Annotated in this window: 25 protein-coding genes and 1 pseudogene; 17 read left to right on the top strand and 9 right to left on the bottom strand. The window is 71.3% G+C overall.

Features of this window, described 5'->3' with window-relative positions:
* Positions 1–85: 85 nt before the first annotated feature.
* The 8 genes from ACIBBB_RS18270 (at position 86) to ACIBBB_RS18235 (ending at position 7270) form a co-directional block, all read left to right on the top strand.
* Positions 86–1684, top strand: a complete 1599-nt coding sequence (locus tag ACIBBB_RS18270; RefSeq protein WP_398983078.1) for an ABC transporter substrate-binding protein — start codon at positions 86–88, stop codon at positions 1682–1684.
* Between the two features lie 23 nt (positions 1685–1707).
* Positions 1708–2673: an ABC transporter permease gene (locus ACIBBB_RS18265; RefSeq protein ID WP_398983076.1), complete on the top strand. Its 966-nt coding sequence runs from the start codon at positions 1708–1710 to the stop codon at positions 2671–2673.
* Positions 2666–3568, top strand: a complete 903-nt coding sequence (locus tag ACIBBB_RS18260) for an ABC transporter permease (protein ID WP_398983074.1) — start codon at positions 2666–2668, stop codon at positions 3566–3568. The genes ACIBBB_RS18265 and ACIBBB_RS18260 overlap by 8 nt, the downstream gene beginning before the upstream one ends.
* Complete coding sequence (locus tag ACIBBB_RS18255) at positions 3565–4635, top strand: ABC transporter ATP-binding protein (protein ID WP_398983072.1); 1071 nt, start codon at positions 3565–3567, stop codon at positions 4633–4635. The genes ACIBBB_RS18260 and ACIBBB_RS18255 overlap by 4 nt, the downstream gene beginning before the upstream one ends.
* Positions 4628–5290: an ABC transporter ATP-binding protein gene (locus tag ACIBBB_RS18250; RefSeq protein WP_398983070.1), complete on the top strand. Its 663-nt coding sequence runs from the start codon at positions 4628–4630 to the stop codon at positions 5288–5290. The genes ACIBBB_RS18255 and ACIBBB_RS18250 overlap by 8 nt, the downstream gene beginning before the upstream one ends.
* 104 nt (positions 5291–5394) lie before the next feature.
* A complete protein-coding gene (locus ACIBBB_RS18245; protein ID WP_398983068.1) occupies positions 5395–6252 on the top strand; it encodes a phosphatidylinositol-specific phospholipase C/glycerophosphodiester phosphodiesterase family protein in 858 nt (285 codons plus the stop codon).
* Between the two features lie 131 nt (positions 6253–6383).
* On the top strand, positions 6384–6578 hold the full coding sequence (locus tag ACIBBB_RS18240) for a hypothetical protein (protein WP_398983066.1): 195 nt from the start codon (positions 6384–6386) through the stop codon (positions 6576–6578).
* 110 nt (positions 6579–6688) lie between these two features.
* Positions 6689–7270 (top strand): hypothetical protein, encoded by a 582-nt coding sequence (locus ACIBBB_RS18235; protein ID WP_398983064.1) that lies wholly within the window; start codon positions 6689–6691, stop codon positions 7268–7270.
* Positions 7271–7354: 84 nt separating this feature from the next.
* Here ACIBBB_RS18235 and ACIBBB_RS18230 read toward each other — a convergent pair whose 3' ends face one another.
* The 3 genes and pseudogenes from ACIBBB_RS18230 to ACIBBB_RS18220 form a co-directional block, all read right to left on the bottom strand.
* Positions 7355–8224: an ABC transporter ATP-binding protein gene (locus ACIBBB_RS18230; protein WP_398983391.1), complete on the bottom strand. Its 870-nt coding sequence runs from the start codon at positions 8222–8224 to the stop codon at positions 7355–7357.
* A gap of 138 nt (positions 8225–8362) precedes the next feature.
* Positions 8363–9045, bottom strand: a pseudogene (locus ACIBBB_RS18225) (ABC transporter transmembrane domain-containing protein); the annotation flags it as partial.
* A 237-nt stretch (positions 9046–9282) separates the two neighbouring features.
* Positions 9283–10065 carry a glycosyltransferase gene (locus ACIBBB_RS18220; RefSeq protein ID WP_398983062.1) on the bottom strand — a complete coding sequence of 261 codons (783 nt, stop codon included), beginning with the start codon at positions 10063–10065 and terminating at the stop codon, positions 9283–9285.
* A 399-nt stretch (positions 10066–10464) separates the two neighbouring features.
* Here ACIBBB_RS18220 and ACIBBB_RS18215 point away from each other — a divergent pair, with 399 nt between their 5' ends.
* From ACIBBB_RS18215 to ACIBBB_RS18200, 4 genes are all read left to right on the top strand, one after another.
* Positions 10465–10989 carry a methylated-DNA--[protein]-cysteine S-methyltransferase gene (locus tag ACIBBB_RS18215; RefSeq protein WP_398983060.1) on the top strand — a complete coding sequence of 175 codons (525 nt, stop codon included), beginning with the start codon at positions 10465–10467 and terminating at the stop codon, positions 10987–10989.
* A gap of 115 nt (positions 10990–11104) precedes the next feature.
* Positions 11105–11620, top strand: coding sequence for an RNA polymerase sigma factor (locus tag ACIBBB_RS18210; RefSeq protein WP_398983058.1), 516 nt, complete (start codon positions 11105–11107; stop codon positions 11618–11620).
* On the top strand, positions 11617–12246 hold the full coding sequence (locus tag ACIBBB_RS18205; RefSeq protein ID WP_398983056.1) for a methylated-DNA--[protein]-cysteine S-methyltransferase: 630 nt from the start codon (positions 11617–11619) through the stop codon (positions 12244–12246). Before ACIBBB_RS18210 ends, ACIBBB_RS18205 begins: the two co-directional genes overlap by 4 nt.
* Before the next feature lie 99 nt (positions 12247–12345).
* Entirely contained in the window at positions 12346–13095 is a 750-nt protein-coding gene (locus ACIBBB_RS18200; RefSeq protein ID WP_398983054.1) for a S1 family peptidase, read from the top strand.
* A gap of 82 nt (positions 13096–13177) precedes the next feature.
* Here ACIBBB_RS18200 and ACIBBB_RS18195 read toward each other — a convergent pair whose 3' ends face one another.
* Positions 13178–13744 (bottom strand): TetR/AcrR family transcriptional regulator, encoded by a 567-nt coding sequence (locus ACIBBB_RS18195; RefSeq protein ID WP_398983052.1) that lies wholly within the window; start codon positions 13742–13744, stop codon positions 13178–13180.
* Positions 13745–13853: 109 nt separating this feature from the next.
* On the opposite strand from ACIBBB_RS18195, the gene ACIBBB_RS18190 reads away from it, so the two are divergent.
* Positions 13854–14312, top strand: a complete 459-nt coding sequence (locus ACIBBB_RS18190; protein ID WP_398983050.1) for a nuclear transport factor 2 family protein — start codon at positions 13854–13856, stop codon at positions 14310–14312.
* 54 nt (positions 14313–14366) lie between these two features.
* On the opposite strand, the gene ACIBBB_RS18185 is transcribed toward ACIBBB_RS18190, so the two are convergent.
* On the bottom strand, positions 14367–14951 hold the full coding sequence (locus tag ACIBBB_RS18185) for a putative glycolipid-binding domain-containing protein (RefSeq protein ID WP_398983048.1): 585 nt from the start codon (positions 14949–14951) through the stop codon (positions 14367–14369).
* A 47-nt stretch (positions 14952–14998) separates the two neighbouring features.
* Complete coding sequence (locus ACIBBB_RS18180) at positions 14999–15172, bottom strand: hypothetical protein (RefSeq protein ID WP_398983046.1); 174 nt, start codon at positions 15170–15172, stop codon at positions 14999–15001.
* A gap of 45 nt (positions 15173–15217) precedes the next feature.
* On the opposite strand from ACIBBB_RS18180, the gene ACIBBB_RS18175 reads away from it, so the two are divergent.
* Positions 15218–15694 carry a GNAT family N-acetyltransferase gene (locus tag ACIBBB_RS18175; protein WP_398983044.1) on the top strand — a complete coding sequence of 159 codons (477 nt, stop codon included), beginning with the start codon at positions 15218–15220 and terminating at the stop codon, positions 15692–15694.
* 102 nt (positions 15695–15796) lie between these two features.
* The gene (locus ACIBBB_RS18170; RefSeq protein WP_398983042.1) at positions 15797–16585 is read left to right on the top strand and encodes an SAM-dependent methyltransferase; all 789 of its coding nucleotides are present in this window, start codon (positions 15797–15799) and stop codon (positions 16583–16585) included.
* 26 nt (positions 16586–16611) lie between these two features.
* On the opposite strand, the gene ACIBBB_RS18165 is transcribed toward ACIBBB_RS18170, so the two are convergent.
* Positions 16612–17829: an MFS transporter gene (locus ACIBBB_RS18165; RefSeq protein WP_398983040.1), complete on the bottom strand. Its 1218-nt coding sequence runs from the start codon at positions 17827–17829 to the stop codon at positions 16612–16614.
* Between the two features lie 81 nt (positions 17830–17910).
* On the bottom strand, positions 17911–19194 hold the full coding sequence (locus ACIBBB_RS18160) for a beta-ketoacyl-[acyl-carrier-protein] synthase family protein (RefSeq protein ID WP_398983038.1): 1284 nt from the start codon (positions 19192–19194) through the stop codon (positions 17911–17913).
* Positions 19195–19245: 51 nt separating this feature from the next.
* Between ACIBBB_RS18160 and ACIBBB_RS18155 the strand changes: the two genes are divergently transcribed.
* Positions 19246–19857 carry a TetR/AcrR family transcriptional regulator gene (locus tag ACIBBB_RS18155; RefSeq protein WP_398983036.1) on the top strand — a complete coding sequence of 204 codons (612 nt, stop codon included), beginning with the start codon at positions 19246–19248 and terminating at the stop codon, positions 19855–19857.
* A gap of 87 nt (positions 19858–19944) precedes the next feature.
* Positions 19945–21465, top strand: coding sequence for a hypothetical protein (locus ACIBBB_RS18150; protein ID WP_398983034.1), 1521 nt, complete (start codon positions 19945–19947; stop codon positions 21463–21465).
* A gap of 19 nt (positions 21466–21484) precedes the next feature.
* Here the strand turns inward: ACIBBB_RS18150 and ACIBBB_RS18145 are convergent, their stop codons facing one another.
* Positions 21485–22858 carry a cryptochrome/photolyase family protein gene (locus ACIBBB_RS18145; protein ID WP_398983032.1) on the bottom strand — a complete coding sequence of 458 codons (1374 nt, stop codon included), beginning with the start codon at positions 22856–22858 and terminating at the stop codon, positions 21485–21487.
* Positions 22859–23021 lie beyond the last annotated feature (163 nt).

Here is a 23021-nt window from a genome sequence, read left to right as displayed (position 1 = left end):
CCACCTGGACAAGCCCCCCTTTGGATACTGTTTAATTGCGAGCTATTCGCAATAACGGTTGATCTTCAGTAGGGGTGTGGAATCCATGACCGCCCGTTCCATACGTGGCACGGTCGCGGCGGCGCTGGCCTCTTCGCTGGCCTTCACCGTCGTGGCCTGCTCGAACCCGGACAGCGGCTCCGGCGACGGCGGCGGGGACCAGGAGTCCGCCGTCGTCGGGATCGCCTACGAGCCGGACAGCCTCAGCCCGCTGCTCGGTTACGGCAAGGACGGCAACTCCAAGCTCTTCGACGGACTTCTCACCGTCGACGGCTCCATGAATCTGAAGCCCGCCCTCGCCTCCGCGCTGCCCGAGGTCGCCGCGGACGGCATGACCTACACCTACCGGCTGCGCGACGATGTGAAGTTCAGCGACGGCAAGCCCTTCTCCGCGGCGGACGTCGTCTTCACCTACCGCACCATCCTCGACGCGAAGACCAACAACCCGTCCAGGACCGAGCTGGCCGCCATCAAGGACGTCACCGCCAAGGGCGAGAGCACGGTCGTCTTCACCCTGAAGTACCCCTACGCGCCCTTCGCCCAGCGGACCGTGCTCCCCATCGCGCCGGAGCACGTCGCGGGCAAGCAGGACGTCAACTCCGGGCCGTTCACCAGCAAGCCCGTCGGCACCGGGCCGTATCTCCTCACCAACTGGTCCAAGGGCGAGAAGATCAGCTTCAGGGCCAACCCGGAGTACTGGGGCGGTGAGCCCAAGGTGAAGAAGTTCACCATGGCGATCATCAAGGACGACGACGTACGCGCCACCCGGCTGCGCGCCGGTGACCTCGACGGCGCGATCCTGCCGCCCAACCTCGCCAAGGGCTTCAAGAACGACAACGGAAAGCGGACCTACACCGCCACGACGTACGACTACCGCACCGTCACCCTCCCGACCCACAACAAGGTCGCGGGCGACACCGCCGTACGCCGCGCCCTCGACGTCGCCGTCGACCGCGACACCATGGTCGACAAGATCCTCGACGGCGCGGGCAGGGCCGCCTACGGCCCCGTCCCCACCGACAGCGAGTGGTTCACCAAGGGTACCGAGCGCCCCCTCGACCTCGCGGAGGCGAAGCGCGTTCTCGACGAGGCGGGCTGGAGGACCGGCCCGGACGGCATCCGCACGAAGGACGGCGTACGCGCGAGCTTCCCGCTCTGGTATCTGACTGGTGACAAGCTCCGCCAGGACCACGCACTCGCCTACGCGTCCGACGCCAAGAAGGCCGGCATCGACATCAAGACCCAGGCCGGTACGTGGGAGGTCATCGAGCCCCGGATGAAGGTGGACGCCGTCCTGGCGGGCGGCGGAGCGCCCGGCGACCCGGACTTCGACCAGTTCGGCCTCCTCAACTCCGGCCTCGCCGGGGACGGCTTCAACAACATGGCCTGGTACGACAATCCGGCCGTCGACAAGGCCCTGGACACCGGCCGCGAGAGCGGGGACAAGCCCGCGCGGAAGGCCGCGTACGACACCGTCCAGCGCGAACTGGTGAAGAACCCCGGCTACACCTTCCTGACCCACATCGACCACATCTACGTCGTCGACGACACCTGGGGAACCCTCACCACCCAGGTCGAACCGCACGACCACGGCCTCGCGTCCGGCCCCTGGTGGAACGTCGAGCAGTGGGCCCGCACGCCGTGAGCCGCCGCCTCCCGTGGGGGGCGATGGCCCGTATGACGGGGCGGCGACTGCTGTTCGCCGCCCCGGTCCTGCTGGTCGTCACCTTCGGCGTCTTCGCCGTCGCCGCCGCCTCCCCGTTCGACCCGGTCAAGGCATACGCCGGCACCGCCGGTCTCACCGCCTCGCGGGAGACCCTCGACCAACTGCGCGCCAATCTCGGCGTGGACCGGGCACTCGTCCCGCGCTGGTGGGAGTGGCTGACGTCGGCCGTCACCGGCGACCTCGGCGACTCCAGCGTCATGCGCCGGCCCGTCGCCGACGTGATCACCGAACGCCTCGGCTGGTCCGTGCTCCTGGCCACCACCGCGTTCCTCCTCGCGATCCTGCTCGGTACGGCGCTGGGCGTGGCGGCCGCCCGCCGCCCCGGTGGCCTCCTCGACCGCTGCGTCAGCACGGTCGCGTACACCCTGGAAGCCGCGCCGGCGTTCTGGCTCGGGCTGCTCGCCATCTGGTTCTTCGCGCTGCGGCTCGATGTCCTGCCGGCCGGCGGTCTCACCGACTCGGGGAGCGACATCGTCACCTTCGGCCAGGTCACCTCGCATCTGGTGCTGCCGGCGGCCGTGCTCGGTGTCTCCCAGATGCCGTGGTTCTACCTCTACGTACGGCAAGGTGTCGCCGACGCGCTGGAGGAGGACCCCGTACGTGGGGCGCGCGCCAGGGGACTGAGCGAGCGGACCGTGCTGCTCGGGCACGCCTGGCGTTCCGGGATGCTGCCGATGCTCACCCTCATCGGCTCGCGCGTGCCCGAACTCATCACCGGCGCGCTGCTGATCGAGACGGTCTTCAGCTGGCCCGGGATCGCGGCGGCCACCGTCGAGGCGGCGACCTCCGTGGACTTCCCGCTGCTGGCGGCGCTCACCGTGCTCGCCACGGCGGCCGTGCTCCTCGGCAATCTCCTCTCCGACCTGCTGTACGGACTCGCCGACCCGAGGGTGGGCTTCGATGGATGACACCACGCCCCTGACCGCACCCAAGGCGGCGGGCGGCCCGCACTGGCGCTCGCGCGGACGCAGCCGCCGCTCGACCCGCACCGTCCGAGCCGTCACCTCGGCCGTCGTCGTCGGCGCCGTGGCGCTGGCCGTCCTGATCGTCCCGCCCGTCGTCCGGCTCGACCAGCAGGCGGTCGATCTCGCGCTCAAGCTCCAACCGCCGTCCCTCGACCACCCGTTCGGCACCGACGATGTCGGCCGCGACCTGCTCCTGCGCTGTGTGTACGGGCTCCGCGTCTCGCTCCTCGTCGGACTGGTCGCCGCCCTCGTGGCCACCGTCATCGGCACCGCCGTGGGCGCCGCCGCCGCGGCCCTCGGCGGCTGGACCGACCGGATCGTCATGCGGCTCGTCGACACGTTCTCGTCGGTGCCGCACCTGCTCCTCGGCATCTTCATCGTCGCGATGTTCCGGCCCGGCGTCTGGCCGGTGATCGTGTCGGTCGCGCTGACGCACTGGCTCTCCACCGCCCGGATCGTCCGCTCCGAGGTGCTGTCGCTGCGCTCGCGACCGTATGTGGACGCCGCGGTCTCCGGCGGCTCCTCGCGGTGGCGGATCACGGTGCGCCATCTGCTGCCGGGGGTGCTGCCGCAGGCGGGGCTCGCCGCCGTACTGATGGTGCCGCACGCCATGTGGCACGAGTCGGCGCTCTCCTTCCTCGGTCTCGGCCTGCCGAGCCACCGGGCGAGCCTCGGCAATCTGGCGCAGACGGCGCGAGGTTCGCTGCTCGCGGGCGACTGGTGGCCGACGCTCTTCCCCGGGCTGTTCCTCATCGTCCCGACCCTCGCCATCGCCGGGCTCGCCGGGGTGTGGCGGGAACGGATCAATCCGCGCCGCCGATCGGAGCTGATGCTGTGACCACGCCCGAGTCGACCGCACCGTCCCCCGCACCGTCCCCCGCACCGTCCCCCGCACCGTCCCCCGCACCGCCCCCCGCACCGCCCCCCGCGCCGTCGCCCGTGCTGTCGGTGCGCGGCCTCGGCGTCCGCTTCCGGATGCGCGGCGGACGGCATGTCGCGGCCGTCACCGACGTCACCTTCGACCTGGCCGTGGGGGAGTGCCTGGCGCTCGTCGGTGAGAGCGGCTGCGGCAAGTCGGTGCTGGCGTCGGCGCTGCTCGGGCTGCTGCCGGGCAACGCGCAGACCACCGGGTCCGCCCTGCTGGCGGCGCGTGGGCCGGCCGGGGAAGTCGACCTGCCGGCCGCCGACGAACGGACCCTGGCCCGTACGGTACGAGGCCGGCGCGTCGGCCTCGTACCGCAGAGCCCGGCGGCGCACCTCACCCCGGTGCGCACCGTGCGGTCCCAACTCGCCGAGGTGCTGCGCGAGTTGACAGGCGCCCGGGGTCCGGCGCCCGCGAAGGCCGTCGAGGCGGCGGCCGAACGCGCGGCCTACCCCGCCGACCATCTCGACCGCTATCCGCACGAACTCTCCGGCGGCCTCGCGCAGCGCGCCGCGACCGCCCTCGCGCTGATCGGCGACGCCCCGCTGCTGCTGGCGGACGAACCGACCACCGGACTCGACCGCGACCTGGTCGACCGTACGGCCGACGAACTGCGACGCCACACCGACGACGGCCGGGCCCTCCTGATGATCACCCACGATCTGGCGGCGGCCCAGCGGATCGCCGACCGGGTCGCCGTCATGTACGCGGGCCGGATCGTCGAACTCGCGGACGCGGGAAGCTTCTTCGGCGATGACGGCCCACGCCACCCCTACGCGCGCGGGCTCCTGGACGCCCTGCCCGAGCGGGAGTTCACCGCCATCCCCGGAATGCCGCCCGAGCTGGGCGATCTCCCCGACGGCTGCGCCTTCGCCGCCCGCTGCCCGCGCGCCACCGGCATCTGCGCCACGCTGCCCGCCCTGACACCGGGGCACGGCTCGTCCGTCGCCTGCCATCACGCCGAGGGGCGCGTCGATGCTTGAACTCCTCGGCATCACCGCCGGTTACGAACGCGGCGCCCCCGTCGTCAAGGGCGCGTCCGTCACCGTGGCCCCCGGCGAGTCGCTGGGGCTCCTCGGCCCCAGTGGCTGCGGCAAGTCCACCCTCGCCCGGGTCGCCGCCCTGCTGCACCGGCCCGACGCTGGCACCGTCACCATCGACGGCGCACGCGTCACCGGCTGGCGCCACCGAGCCCCGAGAGCTCAGCGCACCGCGATCGGGGTGGTCTTCCAGCAGCCCCGACTGGCGGCCGACCCCCGGCTCAGGCTGACTGACCTGATCGCCGAGCCGCTGCGCGCCAACGGCCGGCGCGACGAAGTGGCCGACCGCGTGGGCGCGTTGGCGCGGACCGTCGGACTCACCGACGACCTGCTCGGCCGCAGGCCCCACGAGGTCAGTGACGGTCAGCTCCAACGCGCCTGTCTCGCACGCGCGTTGGTACTGCGCCCGCGCTGGCTGGTCTGCGACGAGATGACCGCGATGCTCGACGCGTCGACCACGGCGGCGCTGGTCACGGTGGTCGAGGAGTACCGGCGCGCCGAGGGTGCCGGACTGCTGGCCGTCGGCCACGACCGGGTGCTGCTGGAGCGCTGGTGCGACCGTACGGTGCGCTGGCCGGAGATCGCCGAGGCCGTCTGAATCGCAGCCGTCGGGTGGTCGAACTCTTCGTAAGACCCTGCCCCTTGAGGCAGGTGGCGGCGGATACTCGGCCTCGTCCCCGCCCCACAGATCTCGGAGGCATCATGGCCCTCACGACCCGACGCAGAGCGGTGACCACCATCGCCGCCGCGTTCGCCGGAGCAGTCGCCGTACCCTCTTACGCGCAGGCGACGGAGCGCGGCAACGGCCCCCAGCCGCTGCGCCGCGCCCACGCGCACAACGACTATCTGCACGAGCGCCCCCTCCACGACGCCCTGTCCCACGGCTTCACCAGCGTCGAGGCCGATGTCTTCCTGGTCGACGGCGAGCTGCTGGTCGCCCACGAGCCCGCGACGCTCGACCCCACCCGTACGCTCCGCTCGCTCTACCTCGACCCGCTGCGCGACCGCGTCAGGGCCAACGGCGGCGCCGTGTACCGGGGTTACCGGCGGCCGGTACAGCTGCTCATCGACATCAAGACGGACGGCGCCGCCGCCTACCTGGAGCTCCACGACCAGCTGCGCGCCTACCGCTCCATGCTGAGCACCTACTCCCACGGCGGGGTACGGCACGGGGCCGTCACCCCGGTCATCTCCGGCGACCGCGCCGCCCGCGTCCCGATGGAGGCCCAGCGCACCCGCTACGCCTTCTACGACGGCCGGCTCGAAGACCTCGGCGGCACCGCGCGCGCCTCGTTCATCCCGCTCATCAGCAGCAACTGGACAACGAGCTTCACCTGGCTGGGAGTCGGCGCCTTCCCCGCCGCCGAACGCGCCGAACTGCACCGCGTCGTCCGGACCGCCCACAGCGGGGGCCGGCGCGTCCGGTTCTGGGCGACCCCGGAGGCGGCCGGGCCTGCCCGTGACGCCGTCTGGACCGAGCTGCTCGACGCGGGCGTCGACCACATCAACACGGACGACCTCGCCGGCCTGGAGAGTTTCCTCGCCAAGAACGACCGGTAGCCGGTGGGCGGCGGACAAGTCAACCGGTAGTCAACCCGTACGGCCTACACGCCAGTTGCTCGAACTGCCCCTCCGCTCCGCCAGACTGACGGCCGAATGCCGCAATTCCGGCGCGGCGGAGGAGGTTGGCGATGGCCATTTCGATCTCACTGGTCCTACTACTGCTGGTTCTCACCGTGATCTTCGTCCGCAACAGCGGACTCAAGCTGGGGCACGCGATCATCTGCGTACTACTCGGCTTCTTCCTCGCGGGCACCAGCATGGCACCCACCATCCAGGACGGCATCGACTCCACCGCGAACGTGGTGAGCGGCCTCCAGCCGTAACCCGGGGACAGGTGGGCGGCGGGGCGGTCGGGAGTCGGTGAATTGCCATCAGATATTTTATGGACCGGTATGCCGCGGGGCATCAAGTGGTGCTATTTACATAGGAGTCCATGACCCCACTCATCGGAGAATTTCTCGTGCGCTCAAAAAGACCACTCATCGCCGCTGTTCTGGCAATGGTCGTAGCCGCAACCGTCGCCCCCACAGCGACCGCGGCACCGAAGGCGGACGGTAAGTACGTGGCCATCGGCGACTCCTACGCGGTCGCCCCCGGTACCCGCACCTACGACAATCCCGACGACCCGTGCCGGCGCGGCCCGCCGACCTACCCCCGGCTCTGGGCCGCCCAGCACCCGTCCGTCGGATTCGTCGAGGCTTCGTGCTCCGGCGCGACCACGGCCGACGTCGTCAAGATCCGCGGTTCCTGCGGAATCCTCGGTCTGAGCGACGCCGAACGGTCGGCCATGAATTCGGCGGCCGACGTACTGAACGACATCATGGCGAGCCGCGCGGCGGAGGCTGGATTCACCTTCCTGGATCCTCGCCCCGCATTTGACCCGCACGCCCTCTGCTCGGGTGGTTCGGAATGGGTCACGAGCCTGGAATGGGACAAGATCAATGAGTCCTACCACCCGAATGTGGAAGGCCACAGGGATGGTTATCTGGCAGCCCTGAATTCCATTACCGGCTGACCGGATCGCATTGATCGAGAAAAACTGAGCGACTGAGAACGGGTGGGGGCATTCCGCGAACGAGCGGAATGCCCCCACCGCATTTCACCGAATCACCGGCACCGGCTCCTCCGTAGGTCCGCCGGCACCGGCGGCGCCGGCTCCGTCGCCGTCGTCGCCGACCAGCATCTGGGAGGCGGCCGGTTCGCGGTACAGCACGTCGGCCTCGACCAGTTCCCGGTGCGTCCCCGTGCCACGTACCCGGCCGTGCTCCAGCACCACGATCTGATCCGCCCCTGTCACCGTCGAGAGCCGGTGCGCGATCAGCAGCACGGTGCAGCGCCGCGCCGCCTGCTCCACGGCCTCGCGCAGCGCCCGCTCGTTGTTCGCGTCGAGCTGCGCCGTCGCCTCGTCGAGCAGTAGCACCTCGGGACCGCGCAGCAGGGCCCGCGCGATGGCGAGCCGCTGCCGCTCACCGCCCGACAGCGCGAGGCCCCGGGTGCCGACCTCCGTCCGAAGCCCCCGCGGCAGCCGCTCGATCAGCGAGTCGAGCCGCGTCAGCCGCAGGACCTCGGCGACTTCCTCGTGCGTGACGTCCGACGCCGCGTACGTGAGGTTGTCCTCGATCGTGCCGGCCATGACGGGCGACTCCTGCTCGACATAGGCGATCCGGCGGCGCACCTCGGCGCGCGGCAGGGAGGCGATGTCCACGCCGCCGATCAGGATGCGGCCGGCCACCGGCTCGTAGAACCGCTGGAGCAGGGCGAACATCGTGGTCTTTCCCGCACCCGAGAGACCCACCAGGGCGCTCTGCGTGCCGCCGCGCACCGTGAAGGAGATGCCCCGCAACGCGGGGGACCGGTCCGGGTAGGAGAAGTGGACGTCCCGGAACTCCACCGGCGGTGCGTCCTTCCCGTCCCAACGGCCCCTGTCGGCAGCCACGTCGACCTCGTCGACCTCGTCCTCGATCGGCATCCGCCCGACCTGCTCGATACGCTCCACGGCGCCGAGCCCCTGCTGGAGCATCCCCAGCCCCGCGACAAGCGAGCCGATCGGGCTCGCCAGATAGAACACGTACAGCAGGAAAGCGATCAGCGCCGACGCCTCAAGACTCCCCGAGGCGACCAGCGCGCCGCCCACCCCGAGCACGGCCAGGAACGCGGCCTGGATGGAGACGCCGGACAGCACCTTCACCATCGCCACGTACCGGGCGCCGACCAGCCCCGCGCGGTAGGCGCCCTCGACGGCCCGGTACGCGAGAGCCGTTTCCCGGCCCTCGGCGCCGTTCGCCTTCACGGTCCTGGCCGCACCCAGGGCCCGGTCGAGCGCCGCGCCGATGGAACCGATCGACTCCTGCGAGCGGGCCACCGCCTCACGGATCCGGGGCAGGATGAGCACCATCACCAGCGTGACGCCGAGCAGTACCGCCATGGTCACCCCGAGCAGCCCCAGATGCACCAGCCCCATGAGGACAACGGCCCCAGGATGCTGAGCACACCGTTGGCGACCATCACCAGGCCCCCGGTCGCGGCGTTCTGGACGAGGGTGCTGTCGGACGTGACACGGGAGATGAGATCACCCGGCGCGCGGCGGTCGAGTTCCGGCACCCGCAGCCGGATCAGCCGGAACACCAGATCCCGCCGGATCTGCCGCACCACGCGTTCCGAGGTGCGCTGCTGCCACCACGACTGGAGTCCGGTGAGCACCGCCCCCAGGACGACGAGCGCGGCCAGGAGCAGTACGGGTCCCATGACCCCGGTGCCGTCGCCGAGCCCGTCCAGCACGTACCGCGCCACCAGCGGCTGTACGAGGCCCGCCCCGCTCGCCGCCAGGAGGAGCAGCAGCGAGGCGAACAGGACGAGGCGGTGCGGCCTGGCGTAACCGAGCAGGACCCGCAGCGGAGCCGTACCTGACGGGCCGTCAATCACGAGGGGGTCACCGGGGGGTGGTTCGGTGCGGGAGTCGGGGGAGCGTAAGCCGAAGTCATGGGGGGTCCCGTGGTAGCGGTCGGGGAGAGGGCGGCGGGGCGGGGGTCAGCCGGACGCGGGGACGGGGGCACGGCGCGCCGCGATCCGTTCGAGACGGTCGGCGGCGGCGGACCGGCCGCCCGCCGCGCGCAGCGACCGGCCGATGGACTCGGCGGCGGTGCGGTGTCCACCCGCGTCGTCCAGCACGGTCTTGATCGCCGCCCCGAGCCGGGCGGCGTCCACGCGGCGGAAACGGACCCGCACACCGGCGCCCGCGTCCACCACCTGTCCCGCGACGATGGGCTGATCGTCGCGGATCGGTGCGAGCACGAGCGGCAGTCCGTGCCACAGCGACTCGCACACCGTGTTGTGGCCGGCGTGGCAGACGACGGCGTCGGCCCGTGCCAGCAGGTCGAGTTGGGGCGCGTGCGGGCGCACGATCACCCCGGGCGGTACGGCTCCGAGGGTGCGGCCGGGATCGACGACGACCCCCTGCACCCGGTCGCCGAGCGCGTCGAGCGCGGTCACCGCCTCGGTGAGGAAGCGGCCTCCGGTATCCGCGTTGGCCGTGCCCAGCGAGACCAGGACCAGGCGGCGCGCCGGGTCCAGGAGCTCCCACGGAAAGTCCGAACTCCCGGCGCGCGGTGCCACGGCGGGGCCGACCAGATGGACGTTGTCGCTCGGCAGCGGCTTGTCGCCGACCGACTCGCGCCCCGTGAAGGCGATCACGCCGTGCGGCGAGAACCGCGGATCGCCGAGCGCGGACGGATCACCGATCCGCGCCCGCAGACCGCCCAGCAGCTCCGTCAGCCAGGCGCCCACCTTCGGCAACTCCGCCAGCGGGTCCACGAGTTCGGCCGACGTGCTCGCGGACGTGACATGGACGACCCCGCGCCGCTCGGCGACCAGCGCGCGCCGGAAGCTGTGCCCCAGATCACAATAACTTTCTCGATGGGTGTCCGGTTCCGGCCTTATGGCTACGGAGTGTGAGCAGAATCCGGCGAGCGGGCCTGTTGACCTTGACGGATGAGTTTCGGCACTTCAGCGGCGAGAAATGGCTGTTCACGGCCCTTCCGGAAACCTTCTTTCGCAGCGTTCCGACGCTCAATGTCCACGGAGAGACGAAAGATCGGTAACGGAGCGCAGCCGAGAATCCCCCGTCAAACCATCGCAGGCGCGACCTCACGTTCCGCCGCTCCCGCGCGTCTACCTACTGAACGAGGACGTCGCAGGAGTAGGGAGACCGACATGGACCCGCGTACGGAGACACGGTACGCGCTCGTGGAGACATCGCTCGGTGGCCTGACGGTCGTCGCGTCGGGCGACGCGATCACCGGTCTCTACTTCCCGCACCACTGGTACATGCCCGCCGAGGAGAGGCTGGGCAGGCGCGTCGACGTCCAGGACGATGCCCTGCTCACCCGGGCCGCGACCCAGCTCGGTGAGTACCTCGACGGCGACCGGACCACGTTCGACCTGCCGACGCGGACGAACGGGGACGCCTTCCAGGAGCGGGTCTGGGCGATGCTGCGGGAGATCCCGTTCGGCGAGAGGACGACCTATGGCGAACTGGCCGAACGGCTGGGTAACAAGGCACTCGCGCAGTCGGTGGGCCAGGCGGTCGGCCGCAATCCGATCTCCATCGTCGTGGCCTGCCACCGGGTGGTCGGCAGCGACGGGAAGCTCACGGGCTTCGCCGGCGGTCTCAAGCGCAAGCAGCGGCTGCTGGAGATCGAGGAGCCGGAGGCGATGAAGGAGGCCAGGCTCTTCTGATCCCGGATCCGAAGGCGGAGCCGGGACGCGCGATCCGAACGCGGAGCCCGCACACAGGAGGCCGTACGCACGGCCTCACGTTCCGGAGGGCTCCGACGTCTACAGAATGATGGACATGAAGAAGCCTTTCGAGCGGGTGGTCGAGGCACACGCGGCCACCGTCCTCCGCGTGTGCCGGGCGGTGGTCGGCGTCCACGATGCCGACGACGCCTGGTCGGAGACGTTCCTCGCGGCGATGCGCGCCTATCCGGACCTGCCGGACGATGCCAACGTGGAGGCGTGGCTGGTCACCATCGCCCACCGCAAGGCCATCGACATCACGCGCGCCGGACAGCGCCGAGCCGTCCCCGTCGCGGACGTGCCCGAGCGCCCCTCGGCCGTCGGACTGCCGGGCGGGAGCGACCGCGACCTCTGGCAGGCCGTCAAGGCGCTTCCCGAGAAACAGCGGCAGGCGGTGGCGTACCACCACTTCGCGGGACTGCCCTACCGGGACGTCGCCGAGATCGTCGGCGGCACCCCGGAAGCGGCGCGCCGCGCCGCGTCGGACGGCATCAGGGCACTCAGAACCACCCTCGTGGACCCCGATCCGGACCCCGACGCGGATCGCGTCCTGAAAGGAGCAACGCCATGAAGGACCCCGCCGCAGGCCCGGACATCCGCACCTTCCTCGACCGCGCCACCGACGACGCCACCGACGCCAAGACCCTCGCCGGGCTGCATACCAGGCTGGAGGACGCGGCGACCCGCGACGGCCTGCTGGACGTCGCGTACACCGTCGTCGACAGCCCCGTCGGCCGACTCCTGCTCGCGTCCACGGAGAAGGGCCTCGTCCGCGTGGCCTTCACCAACCAGGACCACGACAAGGTCCTCGACAGCCTCGCCACCACGCTGAGCCCCCGGGTGCTGCGCGCCCCCAAGCGCCTGGACGGCGCGGCCCGCGAACTCGACCAGTACTTCAGCGGCGAGCGCAGGACGTTCGGCCTGCCCCTGGACATGTCGCTCTCCCACGGGTTCCGGCAGCTGGTGCAGCGTCACCTCCCGGAGATCTCCTACGGCCGGACGCTGAGCTACGGCGAGGTCGCCCGGCTCGTCGGCAACCCGAAGGCCGTCCGCGCCGTCGGTACGGCCTGCGCGACCAACCCGCTGCCCGTCGTCGTCCCCTGCCACCGCGTGCTGCGCGCCGACGGAAGCCTCGGCGGTTACGCGGGCGGCGCCGCCGCCAAGTCCGTACTCCTCGCTCTGGAGGCGGCCGCCTGATCGCGGGCGAATGGCCTCTTTACGACTGACGCGGTTCTCCCCGCGACCCCACAATGGCAGGCGCATGACATGTCATGACCGGGAAAACGGGGAGGGCACATGAGTCCGTACCGCACCGAAAGACCCTTGCGCAGACTGCTCCGCACAGCCGCGTCCGCCGTGGCGGCGCTGGCCCTGCTGCTCGGCTGGTTCACCGCCACCGGATCGACGGCGTACGCACAGGAGACGGCCGCACCGGCCACCATCGCGACGGCGGGCGACGGCAAGGCGGTCGAGGTGCGCGGCGGTGACGTCCTCTACAGCAGCATCGGGACCCGCTGCACCGTGGGCTTCAACACCCGCAGCGGCAGCACCTCCTACGGCCTGATGGACGGCCGCTGCGTGCGGGGCGCCACCAACTGGTACGCCGACGCCGCCAGGAGCGTGTTCGTCGGCGTCACCGCCGGATCGAGCTTCCCGAACGACGACAACGCGGTCATCCGCTACATGAGTACGGCGGTGGTCTTTCCCGGAGAGGTCTCGCTCGGCTCCGGCGGTGCGCAGGACATCGTCCGGGCCGCACGCCCGACGGTCGGTCAGTCCCTGTGCCACGCCGGCCCGGTGAGCGGAGTCCGCTGCGGAACGGTCACGGCCGTGAACGTGTCGGTGCATTACCCCGAGGGCACGATCAGCGGACTGTTCAGCTCCAACATCTGCTCCGACCGCGGCGACGTGGGCGCGCCCGCGTTCTCCGGAACCACCGCACTGGGCATCATCATCGCCAGTAGCGGAAGCTGCTCCTCGGGCGGGGTCACCTACTACCAGCCGGTCGTGGACCTGCTGTCGATCTACGGCCTGTCCGTCTACTGACGACTCTCAACTCCCCGGGGGTGGCCGACATCGGCCACCCCCGGCGCCCGCCGGGGCCGGATTCGGCCATGGTCCCCAAAGGTCAGCCCCGTGCGGCCCGCAGCAGGATCTCCGCACCCCGCCGCGCCTCGTGGGCCGGTTCGGCGTCCTGCCGCAGCTGCGCGGCGACGACCGCGCCCTCCACCAGGAGGTAGACGGCGTCCGCCACGACGGCCGGATACCCCGCGTCGTGGACGGTGCCGGTCAGCAACTCCCGGAAAGCGTCCTTGTGTTGATGCACCTCCGCCGCGACGGCCGCGTTGGTCGGGCCCAGTTCGCCGAAGGCGTTCATCCACGCGCAGCCCCGGAAGTCCGGCTCGCCGAACCAGTCGTACAGCCAGTCGAACAGCGCCAACACCCGCTGGTCCGGCCCCTCGGCGCGGGCGACGTACCCCTCGATCGCGCCCATCATCCGGTCGTGCCGCCGCCGCAGGAACGCGCAGACCACGTCGTCCTTGCACGAGTAGAGCTGATAGATGCGCTTCAGCGGGACGCCCGACGCCGTACGGAGCCGGTCCATGCCGACGGCCTGGATGCCGCGTGCGTAGAAGACCTTCTCGGCGGCGTCGAGCAACTGCTCCCGGACCTCCCGGTCCGGATCATCTGACACGGGGACGAGGGACACGAAACCTCACTGGGGCGTGGCACGTTGACGTGGAGAACGATCGTTTTCTAGACTACCAGCGAGTCAGAGAATGACCGTTCTCAGGAGATGGCCCATGACCGTCCGTCCGCCCGTACCGCCTTTCGACCGCGCCGCCGCACTCAAAAAGGTGCAGGCCGCCGAAGACGCCTGGAACACCCGCGACCCGGAGCGTGTCGCGGGCGCGTACACGGTCGATTCCGTCTGGCGCAACCGCGACACCTTCGTCACCGGCCGCCCGGCGATCGTCGAGTTCCTGACCGGCAAGTGGTCGCGCGAGCTGGATTACGCGCTCCGCAAGAACCTGTGGGCGTTCGACGGCGACCGGATCGCGGTGCGGTTCCAGTACGAGTGCCGCGACAGCGGCGGGCAGTGGTGGCGCAGTTACGGCAACGAGCTGTGGGAGTTCGACGAGAACGGACTGATGCGCCGCCGCGAGGCCAGCATCAACGACCTGCGGATCGAGGAGTCCGATCGGCGCGTCTTCGGCGCGCGCCCCGAGGGCGAACACGGAGTGGAATTCCCGATCCGATGAGGCGTCAGGCTGATGCGTGACGCGTGACGCGTGACGCGTTGAGGCGGGGCCGTGCTACGCCGCGCGGACGGCGATCCCCGGGTACGTGAGCACCAGACCTGCCTCGTCGTAGACCAGCCGGCAGCGGAAGCCGAAGACGGCGGCGGAATAGTCGAAGCGCTGCCGCGAATTCTCGTCGGCGACGCGCCGGTAGTCCTGCTCCAGCCGCTCCACCGAGAGGTCGAGCGCGCGTACGTACGCGGCCGGAGCCGCCGCCGACGCCCCGACAGCCAGCCGGAAACGGTGCACGGGAAGGGTGTTGGTCATCGCCGAGGACTCCAGATCGACGTCGAGACACCCGTCGAGGTACGGCGCCGCCGCCCCGTCCACCTGCCAGTGGCCCACGCCGTCGGCCTGGAGCACCGTCGAGCGGGTCCCGTCCTCGGACCGCCCGGTGACGACGGCCCGGCGGGTCACCCAGTCGGCGTCCAGGGTGATGTCGTAGTCCACCGTCCAGGTCCGGCCGTCCTCGACGGCCGTGGTGCACCCGACGATGTGCCGCCCGTCGCCCGACGGCCGGAAGTACACGACCTCGAAGCCCTGGCGCGCGTGCTCGTGCGCCCATGCCGCGGTCGCCGGAGGGGGTAGGAAAGTGGTCACCCCCCGTACGGTTTCACGCCCGGCCCGCACGGGGGAGGCGGACGCGCTCATCGCCGGGCGTTGACGAGGTCCACGATCGCTTTGAGGCCGGGGTCGTAGCCGTCGGTGGTGTCGACCTCGATCCACGGCGCGGCGACCGCCACCCGGTCGAACGAGTCGTGGCCCAGCGTGTGCGCGGCCGGATCGATCGGCGTCGTACGAGCCGGGCGGAGGCCGGTCACGTCACCGCTCGCCGCCCGGCGTCCGGGCGATGCCAGAATGCCCCCATGATCGTAAGACTCGCGCGGGAGGATGATCTGCCGGGCTTTCTCGGCCTGGCGGGCCAGGTCGAGCACTGGTTCGGTCCCATGGTCGACGATCCCGGCTTCAGCCGGGCCGTCGTCGAGCACATCAGTGGCTCGAAAGCTCTCGTCGCCGTCGACAGGGAGCAGGCCGGGCAACCGCCCCTGCTCGGCAGCCTGTTGTTCGGCGCCGACGCGCCGACCTTTCGCATCCACTGGCTCGTCGTGTCGGAGCGGGCGCGCGGTCGGGGCGTCGGCGGTGCGTTGATGGCCGACGCGATGAAGCGGTTCGTCACGGGGCCCGGCACCATCGAGGTGGTCACCTTCGGGGCCGACCATCCCGGAGCCGTCGTCAGTGGGGCCCGCGTCTTCTACGAGCGGCTGGGCTTCAGCCCCGCCGAGGCGACCGACGCCGGTCCGGAGGGCGGCTCGCGTCAGGTCTACCGACTGGCCGTCAGCTGACCGTCGGAGCCATGAACAGGCCCACGTGCCAGGCGAGTTGGCGTCACCCCAGGCGCGGCGCCGGGTCATCGGCCGTGCGCTCGCGATGACATAATCCCGCGCATGACATCAGGCACCCCCAAGCCCCAGATCGACACCAGCAAGCCCCACCCCGCCCGGCTGTACGACTACTACCTCGGCGGCAAGGACAACTACCCGGTCGACCGGGAGCTGGCGGAGAAACTGGCCAAGGGGGCGCAGCGCGGGGCGCAGATCAACCGGGAGTTCATGCACCGAGCCGTGGCATGGGCGGCCGGGAGCGGTATCGACCAGTTCCTCGACATCGGCACCGGGATACCCACCGAGCCCAACCTGCACCAGATCGTGCAGAAGATCGTCCCGGCCGCCAGGATCGTCTACGCGGACAACGACCCGATCGTTCTCCGGCACGCCGAGGCCCTGCTGGTGAGCACGGACCAAGGGGCCACCGAGTACCTCCACACCGACGTACGCCAACCGCGAGAAGTCCTCGAACACGCCCGCGGTTCCCTCGACTTCGGCCGGCCCGTCGCACTGTCCCTCGTCGCGGTGCTGCACTTCCTCGGGGACGACGACGATCCCTACGGCGTCACCCGGACCCTCGTCGACGCCCTGCCGTCCGGCAGCCTTCTGATCATCTCGCACGGCACCGCGGACTTCCTGGACCCCGAGCAGGCGAAGAAGATCACGGGCACCTACCGGTCCGGCGGTATCAATCTGCGCCCACGCACGCGTGCCGAGGTCGAGCGGTTCTTCGACGGGCTCGACATGGTGGAGCCCGGTCTTGTCCGCGCCCCCGAGTGGTACAAGGACACGCCCGCCCCGGCGAACGAGGAGAGCGGCTTCTACGTCGGCGCCGCACGCGTACGGTGAGCCGCCCCACCCAAGCCACCAGCGCCTCAGCCGTCTGACGCCGCGCCGGCCTTCCGCCTTACCCGCAGTTCACGGAGCTCGTACAGCCCGACACACGCCGCCAGCACCGCCACGCAGCCGGTGAAGATCAGCCCCGCGACCCGCAGGCTCAGCAGCAGCGTCAGCGCGCCGATCCCGATCACCGGCAGGGAGATGCCGACGTAGGCGACGACGAAGAACGCCGAGATCGTGCCGCCACGCGACTCCGGCGGCGCCGCCTCGCCGATGGACGTGATGGCCGCGCGGAACGCCAGCCCCTGCCCCAGCCCGGCGCAGATCACGCCGATCACCAGCAGTGCCAGCGACTCGACCAACAGGGATGTGCCGACCAGTACGACTCCCGCGACCAGCACCAGGCTGCCGCCCGGCAGCGCCCCGGCCGCACCCACCCGGCCCATCAGGGACTGTCCGACGGTGGAGGCCAGGAAGACCGAGAACACGACGGCGCCCGACACCGCCAGATTGGGCTCGCCCAGGGTCGTCGCGATGAACGTCGGCGCCACCGCCGTGCACAGCCCCAGCAGGGCGAAACCGGCGAACCCGGCCAGCGCCGCGGGCAGGAAGATCCCGCGCACCCGCGGGGGGACCTTCAGTCCCTGCGGTTGCAGCCTCGGCCGCTGTGTCCGGTGCTCGACCGGCTCGGGCAGGAACCACGTCAGGACCATCCCGATGATCGCGAGCCCCAGTGCCGCGGCGAACGGCAGGCGCAGCGGGAGCGGCGCGTACTCCGCGAGCAGCCCCGCGAGCAGCGGACCGCATCCCAGCCCGCCCATGTTCGCCGCTGTGGCGGCCAGCCCCGCGCGTGCGGCACGGCCCGGCGGTGCCAGCTCCATCACGGTGGCGGTGGCGGCGCCGCTGAACAGCCCGGCCGCGAAGCCCGACAGGAGGCGCCCCGCGAAAAGCAGGGGCAGTCCGCCCTCCGACAAGAAGCACACCGCGCTGGCGACGGAGAGTCCGAGCCCGATGAAGAGAACGGGCCGGCGGCCGACCTGGTCGGAGAGGTTGCCGGCCAGCAGCAGCACGGCGATGACCCCGAAGGCGTAGACGGCGAAGACCACCGTCACCATGAACTCGGAGAAGCCGAGCTCCTCGCGGTAGAGCCCGTACAGCGGTGTGGGCAGCGTCGTACCCAGCATGCCGATCGCGAAGACGATCGCGGCGCCGAGATATCCGACCGAGAATCCTCGCATGGTGCGCTGCGGCATCGGCACTGCGTCCTCACTGAACGAAAAGGGCTATTTACCCATATATAATCCGTGTGGCGGCGCGGTGTGTCCAACGACAGGTCAGAACCCCCCGGCCGTACGCGCGTTCGATCCCGCCGCCGTGAACGCCAGCGAGACATTGTGGCCGCCGAAGCCGAAGGAGTTGGCGACCCCCGCCGTCCAGGCCCCCTGACGAGGACGGCCGGAGACGACATCGAGGTCGATCGCCGGGTCGAGCGTGTCGAGATTCCTGGTGGCCGGCACCGTCCCGTCCCGCAGAGCGAGCACCGCCGCCATCGCGCCCAGGGCCCCGGACGCGCCCAGCGGATGACCCGTCATCGACTTGGTCGCCGTGACGACCGGGTGCCTGCCGACCGCCTCGGCGATGGCCTCCGCCTCCGCCACGTCACCCTGCGGGGTGGACGTCGCGTGCGCGTGCACGAGCCCGACGTCCTCCGGAGTGAGCCCGCCCGACCGCAGGGCCGTTCGGATGGCGCGCGCCTGGCCGGCCGGGTCCGAGGCGGTGATGTGCCGCCCGCTGGACGTCACCCCGGCGCCGACGAGCACGCCGTGGGCGCGGGCGCCGCGCGAGCGGGCGAACTCCGCGTGCTCCAGCACCAGTACGGCCGCGCCCTCGCCCAGCACGAAGCCGTCGCGTCCCGCGTCGAACGGCCGCGAGGCCCCCGCCGGATCGTCGTTGGCCGTGGACAGCGCCATCATCCGCCCGAACCCCGCCAGCGGCAGCGCGTGCAGACATGCCTCCGCCCCGCCCGCCACGACCACATCGGCCCGGCCGAGCCGGATCAGGTCGAGCCCGGTGGCGATTGCCTCGGCCCCGGAAGCGCACGCGCTCACCGGCGTGTGCGCCCCGCCCAGGGCGCCCAGGTCGATGCTCACCCAGGCGGCGGGCCCGTTGGCCATCAGCATGGGCACGGTGTGCGGCGAGACCTTGCGCGGCCCGGACGCCTCCAGGATGTCGTCCTGGCCGAGCAGCGAGAGTACGCCTCCGACTCCCGTGCCGATCACGACCGCGATCCGTTCCGGATCGGCCTGCGGGCGCGCCGCGTCGGCCCATGCCTCGCGGGCGCTGACGAGCGCGGCCTGCTCGCACCGGTCCAGCCGGCGGGCCTCGGTCCGCGGCAGCGCCGTCGCCGGGTCCACCCGCAGCCGGGCCGCGAGCCGAGAGGGCAGCTCCGCCGCCCAGTCGTCGTCCAGCGCGCCGACCCCGTTCTCCCCGGCGCACATCGCGGACCACGTCGACGGCGCGTCACCACCCAGCGGCGTGGTCGCCCCGAGCCCGGTCACCCAGACCTCCGTGTCCGAACCGGTGACCGCGTCCGTGTCCGTTCCTCGTGTCGTTGTCATGATCCGCACCGTAGCCAACCAACCGTCTGGTCGGCAATGTAGGGTTCCACCATGCCTCGCACCGATCAACTGGCAGGAACCCGCGCCCGGCTGCTGGCCGCCGCCCGCGACGAATTCGCCGCCCACGGCATGGGCGGCGCACGCGTCGGCCGTATCGCCGAACAGGCGGGCGTCAGCAAGGAACGGATCTACGGCTACTTCGGTAGCAAGGAGAAGCTCTTCGCCGCCGTCATCTCCGAGGCCCTGACCGAACACGCCACACTGCTCGGGCCGCCGTCCGGCGACCCCGCCGATTACGCCGGCCGGATCTACGACCTCCACCGGCGCAACCCGCAACTGCTGCGCCTGATGATGTGGGAGGCCCTCCACTACGACGGAGGCGGCCTGCCGAACGAACAGCCGCGCACCGCCCACTACCGCGACATGGTCGGAACGCTCTCCGACACCCTGGGTTCCGAGTCCGACGGGGAGGCGGCGAGCACTCTCCTCGCGCTCATCGGCCTCGCCATCCTGCCGACAGCGTTCCCGCAGATCACCCGGCTGATTCTCGGCCCGGCCGCCGGCGACGACACCGATCTGCGCGCCCATATCGTGCAGTTGGCGCGCCGGATGGTCTCCTCGCCGGGCGAGGCACCCACGTTCGGATACACGCCCATCGAGTGAATCGTATGCTTTAGATGCGATTTCTTAATATTCGTCTCGTGGCGTGTCCCGTCGGCCCGGTACGTCCCGGCCAGGCAGCTTTGGGCCATGACACAGACCAAGGCCGTCGCGACCGGCCTGCGAGAGACGAGCCGCCCGGCCCGCCGGGACTGGACGGCCGACGGCGGTCTCCTCTGGCCGGCGGTCGTCGCGAGCGTGTACACGATTGTTCAACTCGTCTTCCTCGTACCGGGATCCGGGCTCGGCTGGGACGAGACCGTGTACACCAGCCAAGTCAGCCGCGCCCCTTCCGACACCGCGTTCTTCAGCGCCCCACGCGCGCGCGGCATTACCTTCCTCATCGCCCCGGTCACCTCGCTCACCTCATCCGTCGAAGTGCTCCGCGCCTATCTGGCGTTGCTCTCGGGCGCCGGACTCTTCCTCGCCCTCGGTGTCTGGCGACGGCTGCTTCCCGCCTCCGTACTCGCCCTCGCGGGCGCCCTGTTCGCAGGGCTGTGGATCACGCTCTTCTACGGGCCGCAGGTCATGCCGAACCTCTGGGTCGCCCTCGGCTGCCTCGGCGCCGTCGGCTTCTTCGTCAGGGCGGCGCTCGACCGGACCGACCGTACGGCTCTCATCGGTCTCGGCGTCGCCGTGGCCTTCGTCGCGCTCATGCGTCCCACCGACGCCTTCTGGCTCAGCGCGCCCCTCGCACTCGTCGCCCTCGCCGTCCGACGGTGGCGGCGGTGGGCCCTGCTGACGGCGCTCGCGGCAGGCGGGGCGATCGGCTGCGCGGAGTGGATCATCGAGGCGTACGTCAGTTACGGCGGGCTCTTCACGCGGCTCGCGCGCGCCAGCGAGATCCAGGGACACCTCGGCTGGCACCTCGTCTTCGGCGACCACATGCGCTCGCTCGACGGGCGGTTGCTCTGCCGCCCCTGCGACATCCGGTGGCGTCGGCCGGCCACCGCGATCTGGTGGTTCGCCCTGCCGCTGCTCACCCTCGGCGGGGTGCTGGTCGCCGCACGCCTGCGACGGCTGCCTCTCGTGCTGGTGCCGACGCTGGTCGGTCTGTCGATGGCCGTGCAGTACCTGCTGCTGATCGGATACGCCGCGCCGCGCTTCCTGCTCCCCGTGTACGCGCTGTTCGCCCTGCCCACCGCTCTCCTTCTGGTCTGGCTCGTCCGGACCGCCCGGCCCCGCCGGCTGGTCGTCGGGCTCCTCGTGACGGCGGCGGTCGCGCATCTGTGGGTCCAGGGTTCCGTCGTCGCGGACCGCGCGGAACGGAGCCGGGCCGACCGGGTCAAGTTGAGCGGTGTGGCAGCGGTGTTGGCCCGGCAGGGTGTCAGACCGCCGTGTGTGATCAGCGGTACCGAGGCGATCAGGGTGGCCTTCCGGGCGGGCTGCGCGTCACGGCAGACAGGCGGCCACGACGGGAGCATCACCCCGGCCCAGCTCGTGGCCGTCGCGAGCGAGCGGCCGGTGGCGTTCGTGGTGGCGGGGCAGGCCCGTCCACCGGCGTACGCGCGCGGCTGGCGGGTCGAACGGATCCCGGACCTGCCGGGCCTGAGCGACTGCCGCGTCCATCTGTCACCGTCGGCGCGTCCGGGCCCGGCGAACACGCCTTAGGGTCTGTCCCGGCGCACGCTCAGCTCTTCTCGCGTGCCCGGCGGAAGCGGTCGCGGCCCTCGGCCAGTTCCACGAGCGGGTCCGGGTAGTCGTACCCGGCCCGTTCGGGCCCCGGGAGTCTCCACGGCTCGTGGACGGCCGAGCCCGCCAATCCGCTCAACTCCGGTACCCAGCGCCGTACATAGCGCCCCTCCGGGTCGTACCGCTTGCCCTGGATCACCGGGTTGAGCATCCGGTTGGGGCGCGAGTCCGTGCCGGTCCCCGCCACCCACTGCCAGTTGAGCTGATTGTTGGCGATGTCGCCGTCCACCAGCAGCTCCAGGAAGTGACGCGCGCCCACACGCCAGTCCACGTACAGCGTCTTCGTGAGGAAGCTCGCGGTCAGCAGCCGCCCCCGGTTGTGCATCCACCCCTCGTGGCGCAGCTGGCGCATGGCGGCGTCCACCACGGGATAGCCCGTACGGCCCGCCTTCCATGCCTCGATCTCCGCACCGGCGGACTCCTCCGACCGCCAACGGTCGTGCTTGGTGCGGTAGTCGGCCACCGACGCGTCGGGCCGGGCGGCCAGCACCTGGTGGTGGAAGTCCCGCCAGCACAACTGCCGTACGAACGCCTCGGCACCCGCACCGCCCGCCCGGCGCGCCCGCACGACGAGTTCGGTGGGGGAGAGCGTGCCGAAGTGCAGGTGCGGCGAGAGCCGCGAGGTCATGTCGCCCGCCAGGTCGTCCTGACCGTCCTCGTACGCCGCGAGGCCGGACCGCTTCCAGGCGGCGAACCGCTTCCGGCCCGCCGTCTCTCCGCCCTCGGCGAGACCCTCCGAGACTCCCGGGGTGTCCGCACGCGCCGGGACACGGCCGGAACCGATCCCGGCCGGCACTCGTACGGTCCGGGGAGCCGCGAGTACGTCGCGCGGGCGCTCGCGCGACCAGCGGCGGAAGTACGGGGTGAAGACCGCGAAGTGATCCGAGCCGCCCGGTGTGACGGCCCCCGGCGGGAGCGCGGTGAGCGTGGCCTCGTGGACACAGAGCCGGCGGCCGTCGGACTCCAGCCCGCGCCGCAGCCGTTCCTCGCGCCGCTGGGCGTAACCGCTGACGCCGCCGGCCGTCCTCACCTCGTCCGCGCCCGCCTCGGCGGCGACCTCACGCGCCCGCGCCACCACGTCGCCGGTGCGTACGACGAGCCGGCCGCCGCGCTCCCGGAGTCCCGCGTCGAGATCGGTCAGACAGTCCGCGAGGAACGCCCACCGGTTGGGCGTGGCGAACCCGGCCGATGCGATGGCCTCGTCGAGGACGAAGAGCGGCACCACCTCGTCCGCGCCGGCCAGGGCGGCGTGGAGAGTGGGGTTGTCGTGCAGGCGCAGGTCGCTGGTGAACAGGACGACCGAGACGGTCATGGTGCTCCTTCCGCTCAACGGTGCTCACTCGTGCCCGCGGTTCGCTCCGTTCGGGCCGTCAGGGGTATCTATAGGCCCACGACGTGACCGGGCCGGGTGACGGCGCGCCGACGTCGGTCTTTCCGCCGTATCGGCGAAAGGCGCGGCGGGACGGCACCCGGCC

It is taken from the genome of Streptomyces sp. NPDC051217, from assembly GCF_044455465.1.
Lineage (GTDB): Bacteria > Actinomycetota > Actinomycetes > Streptomycetales > Streptomycetaceae > Streptomyces.
Note: the sequence above shows the minus strand (reverse complement) of the source record. Positions and strands in the feature narration are given on the sequence as shown.

Excerpts from the sequence above, each read along its gene's own strand:
- ACIBBB_RS18150 (WP_398983034.1), top strand. The coding sequence starts at position 19,945 with ATGACACAGACCAAGGCCGTCGCGACCGGCCTGCGAGAGACGAGCCGC.
- ACIBBB_RS18230 (WP_398983391.1), bottom strand. The coding sequence starts at position 8,224 with ATGCCGATCGAGGACGAGGTCGACGAGGTCGACGTGGCTGCCGACAGG.
- ACIBBB_RS18250 (WP_398983070.1), top strand. The coding sequence starts at position 4,628 with ATGCTTGAACTCCTCGGCATCACCGCCGGTTACGAACGCGGCGCCCCC.
- ACIBBB_RS18145 (WP_398983032.1), bottom strand. The coding sequence starts at position 22,858 with ATGACCGTCTCGGTCGTCCTGTTCACCAGCGACCTGCGCCTGCACGAC.
- ACIBBB_RS18235 (WP_398983064.1), top strand. The coding sequence starts at position 6,689 with ATGACCCCACTCATCGGAGAATTTCTCGTGCGCTCAAAAAGACCACTC.
- ACIBBB_RS18270 (WP_398983078.1), top strand. The coding sequence starts at position 86 with ATGACCGCCCGTTCCATACGTGGCACGGTCGCGGCGGCGCTGGCCTCT.
- ACIBBB_RS18210 (WP_398983058.1), top strand. The coding sequence starts at position 11,105 with ATGAAGAAGCCTTTCGAGCGGGTGGTCGAGGCACACGCGGCCACCGTC.
- ACIBBB_RS18200 (WP_398983054.1), top strand. The coding sequence starts at position 12,346 with ATGAGTCCGTACCGCACCGAAAGACCCTTGCGCAGACTGCTCCGCACA.
- ACIBBB_RS18260 (WP_398983074.1), top strand. The coding sequence starts at position 2,666 with ATGGATGACACCACGCCCCTGACCGCACCCAAGGCGGCGGGCGGCCCG.
- ACIBBB_RS18165 (WP_398983040.1), bottom strand. The coding sequence starts at position 17,829 with ATGCCGCAGCGCACCATGCGAGGATTCTCGGTCGGATATCTCGGCGCC.
- ACIBBB_RS18265 (WP_398983076.1), top strand. The coding sequence starts at position 1,708 with ATGGCCCGTATGACGGGGCGGCGACTGCTGTTCGCCGCCCCGGTCCTG.
- ACIBBB_RS18190 (WP_398983050.1), top strand. The coding sequence starts at position 13,854 with ATGACCGTCCGTCCGCCCGTACCGCCTTTCGACCGCGCCGCCGCACTC.
- ACIBBB_RS18205 (WP_398983056.1), top strand. The coding sequence starts at position 11,617 with ATGAAGGACCCCGCCGCAGGCCCGGACATCCGCACCTTCCTCGACCGC.
- ACIBBB_RS18245 (WP_398983068.1), top strand. The coding sequence starts at position 5,395 with ATGGCCCTCACGACCCGACGCAGAGCGGTGACCACCATCGCCGCCGCG.
- ACIBBB_RS18170 (WP_398983042.1), top strand. The coding sequence starts at position 15,797 with ATGACATCAGGCACCCCCAAGCCCCAGATCGACACCAGCAAGCCCCAC.
- ACIBBB_RS18160 (WP_398983038.1), bottom strand. The coding sequence starts at position 19,194 with ATGACAACGACACGAGGAACGGACACGGACGCGGTCACCGGTTCGGAC.
- ACIBBB_RS18155 (WP_398983036.1), top strand. The coding sequence starts at position 19,246 with ATGCCTCGCACCGATCAACTGGCAGGAACCCGCGCCCGGCTGCTGGCC.
- ACIBBB_RS18175 (WP_398983044.1), top strand. The coding sequence starts at position 15,218 with ATGATCGTAAGACTCGCGCGGGAGGATGATCTGCCGGGCTTTCTCGGC.
- ACIBBB_RS18240 (WP_398983066.1), top strand. The coding sequence starts at position 6,384 with ATGGCCATTTCGATCTCACTGGTCCTACTACTGCTGGTTCTCACCGTG.
- ACIBBB_RS18215 (WP_398983060.1), top strand. The coding sequence starts at position 10,465 with ATGGACCCGCGTACGGAGACACGGTACGCGCTCGTGGAGACATCGCTC.